The organism is Bradyrhizobium sp. (assembly GCF_049512235.1).
Taxonomy (GTDB): Bacteria; Pseudomonadota; Alphaproteobacteria; order Rhizobiales; family Xanthobacteraceae; genus Bradyrhizobium.
In genome coordinates, this window is the sequence record NZ_JBEKXH010000628.1 from 1 (window position 1) to 3,309 (window position 3,309).

The following is a 3,309-nucleotide window of genomic DNA, read 5'->3' on the forward strand; positions in this document are numbered from 1 at the left end:
CCGGGACGCTGGTTCGCGCGCGCCGCCGACAGCGACGTGTTCTACTCATTTCGCAGCTCCCGGCTCACCATGGTCGCGGCTGCCGTGACCGTGCTGTTTTTCCTGGTCGCGATTTTTGCGCCGGTTCTCGCGGTGCAGAATCCATTCGATCCGGCACAGCTGCAACTGATGAATTCGCGCATCGCGCCGCTTTGGACCGCCGACGGCCAAAGCCCGTTCCTGCTCGGCACCGACGAACAGGGCCGCGACATGTTTTCCGCGATTCTCTATGGCTTGCGTATTTCGCTGGTCGTCGGCGTGCTCGGCGTCGCCTTCTCCGGCGCACTCGGCATCATGCTCGGGCTGATCGCGGGCTATGTCGGGGGCGCCATCGACGGCCTGATCATGCGCATCGCCGACGTCCAGCTCAGCTTCCCCGCGATCCTGATCGCGCTTTTGATCAATGGTGTCGCCAAGTCGGTGTTCGGCAATGGCCTCGGCGCCATGGCTACGCTGGCGGTGCTCGTGGTTGCGATCGGACTGAGCTTCTGGGTGCAATATGCGCGCACCGTGCGCGGCTCGGTCATGGTGGAGAAGAGCAAGGATTACGTGGCTGCGGCGCAATTGATCGGAGTTCCCACCCCCGTGATCATGCTGCGTCACGTGTTGCCCAATGCGATGGGGCCGATCCTGGTGATCGCCACCATCAATCTGGCGCTCGCCATCATCACCGAGGCGACGTTGTCGTTTCTCGGAGCCGGTATGCCCGATACCATGCCCTCGCTCGGTAGCCTGATCCGGATCGGCAACAATTATCTGTTCTCCGGCGAGTGGTGGATCGTCGCCTTCCCGGGTTTTGCGCTTGCGGCCCTGATCCTCTCCATTAACCTGCTTGGCGACTGGCTGCGCGACGCGCTCAATCCAAAGCTCCGATGAGACGCGCTGCAACTCCGGGATATAAGTTGCCATGACCGCAGCCGTTCTCTCCGTTCGCAATCTTCAGGTCGAATTCGCCACCCGGCACTCTACGCTGCGCGCCATCGACGGGATCTCCTTCGATATCGCCAAGGGCGAAGTGCTGGGCGTGGTCGGCGAATCCGGCGCCGGCAAATCCGTCACGGGTCTTGCGGTGATTGGCCTGATCGATCCGCCCGGCCGCATCGCCGGCGGCCAGATTCACCTGTCGGGCCAGCGGATCGACGATCTTCCGCCCGAGCAAATGCGCCGGATCAGGGGCAAGCGGATCGGAATGATCTTCCAGGACCCGTTGACCAGCCTGAACCCGCTGTACCGGATCGGCGATCAGCTGGTCGAGACCATCAGGACTCATCTCGATCTTTCGGAAACCGGCGCGCGTAAGCGCGCCATCGATTTGCTGGCCGAGGTTGGCATTGCCGCCCCCGAAAAGCGCATCGATGCCTATCCGCACGAATTCTCGGGCGGCATGCGCCAGCGCGTCGTCATCGCGCTCGCCATTTGTGCCGAGCCGGAACTGATCATCGCCGATGAACCGACCACGGCACTCGACGTCTCGGTGCAGGCCCAGATCATCGCATTGGTAAAACGCCTCGGGCGCGACCACGGCACCGCCGTGATGCTGGTGACCCACGACATGGGCGTGATCGCCGAAACCTCCGACCGCGTCGCGGTGATGTATGCCGGCCGGATCGCCGAAATCGGTCCGGTGCGGGCGGTCGTGCAGAACCCGCTGCATCCCTATGCCAGAGGTTTGATGGGCGCGATCCCGACGCTCGCAAGCGACGCCGTGCGGCTGGTCCAGATCCCCGGTTCGATGCCGCGGCTCGCCGCGATCCCGCCCGGCTGCTCGTTCAACCCACGCTGTGCGTTGGCGTTCGAGCGCTGCCGGATCGACCGCCCGGAGCCGATCAGGCAAGGCGCGCAAGCGGTGGCCTGCCATCTCTTCGACGCCGCAACCAAGGACACCGCGGCGTGACGTCGGCGCCGTTCATCGAGGTCAAAAATCTGCGTCGGATATTCGATGTTTCAAAGCCGTGGCTGAACCGCATGCTCGAGGGCGGCCACCACGAATATCTCCGGGCGGTCGACGGTGTGAGCTTCGACATCGCCAGGGGCGAGACCTTTGCGCTGGTCGGCGAATCCGGCTCCGGCAAGACCACCGTCGCCCGCATGGTGGTCGGGCTGTTGCCGCCGACCTCGGGTGAAGTCGTCATCGACGGCGTCTCGATGAGCGACCGCAGACAATTGCGGGCGCGCCAGCTTCTGCGCCGCCGCATCCAGATGATCTTTCAGGATCCCTATGCCAGCCTCAACCCGCGCTTCCGGGTCGACGCCATCGTTGCCGAGCCGATCCGCGCCTTCGATCTGATCCAGGGCCAGCGCAATATTCGGGCGCGGGTCGGCGAGTTGTTGGCACTGGTCGGCCTGCACGCCGATGACGGCCTCAAATATCCGCACCAGTTTTCCGGCGGGCAGCGGCAACGGATCGCGATCGCCCGCGCCTTGGCATCGGAAGCCGAGTTCATCGTCTGCGACGAACCCACTTCGGCACTCGATGTCTCGGTGCAGGCGCAGATTCTCAATCTGATGCGCGACCTGCAGGACAAATTCGGCCTCACCTATCTCTTCATCAGCCACAATCTGGCGGTGGTCCGGCATATGGCTGGGCGTATCGGCGTGATGTATCTCGGCCGCATCGTCGAGATCGCGGAAGGGCGCGAACTGTTCAGCCATCCACGCATGCCCTATACGAAAATGCTGCTGGGCGCGGTGCCGGATCTGGCGATGTCCGGCCGCCAAAGAATTCCCGTCAAGGGTGAAATCCCCAATCCGATCGACCCGCCGCCCGGCTGCGCCTTCAACCCGCGCTGCCCGCTGGTGTTCGATCTCTGCCGCCGTCAAGCCCCCGCATTGATCGACGGCGTCGCCTGCCACGCCGTCAACAATCCCGCTGATGCCACCGGCACCGCGTGATCACAGGGATGGGAGCGGCGCATGGCACCGGGCCGGTTGGCAGGCGGCCCCGGCTGTGGTCAAGTGCGCCGCCCGCAAGGCCTTAAAAACAACGATGGATTCCCATGAGCAAGATCAATCCCGACCCCTTCACCACCAGGCCTGAAATCGAGGGCACTTTCGGGGTCGTAACATCCACCCACTGGATCGCCACCGCGGTCGGAATGGGCATCCTGGAAAAGGGCGGCAACGCCTTTGACGCCGGCGTCGCCACCGCGTTCACGCTGCAGGTGGTCGAGCCGCATCTGAACGGCCCGGGCGGCGATGTGCCGATCATCGTGCATGACGTCAAGCGCGGCCGCACCGAGGTGATTTGCGGCCAGGGTCCGGCGCCGGCGG

Annotated in this window: 4 protein-coding genes; all 4 read left to right on the plus strand. The window is 64.3% G+C overall.

The features are described from left to right. Positions 1 to 915: ABC transporter permease (locus ABSG20_RS32985; protein WP_423868633.1), on the plus strand; the 915-nt coding region annotated here is incomplete at its 5' end. Between the two features lie 31 nt (positions 916 to 946). Next, positions 947 to 1,933, plus strand: a complete 987-nt coding sequence (locus ABSG20_RS32990) for an ABC transporter ATP-binding protein (protein ID WP_423868634.1) — start codon at positions 947 to 949, stop codon at positions 1,931 to 1,933. A gap of 38 nt (positions 1,934 to 1,971) precedes the next feature. Then, entirely contained in the window at positions 1,972 to 2,931 is a 960-nt protein-coding gene (locus ABSG20_RS32995; RefSeq protein WP_423868636.1) for an ABC transporter ATP-binding protein, read from the plus strand. A 104-nt stretch (positions 2,932 to 3,035) separates the two neighbouring features. Continuing rightward, positions 3,036 to 3,309: gamma-glutamyltransferase (locus ABSG20_RS33000; RefSeq protein WP_423868635.1), on the plus strand; the 274-nt coding region annotated here is incomplete at its 3' end.

Coding starts and splice junctions, on each gene's coding strand:
- ABSG20_RS32990 (WP_423868634.1), top strand. CDS start 947: ATGACCGCAGCCGTTCTCTCCGTTCGCAATCTTCAGGTCGAATTCGCC.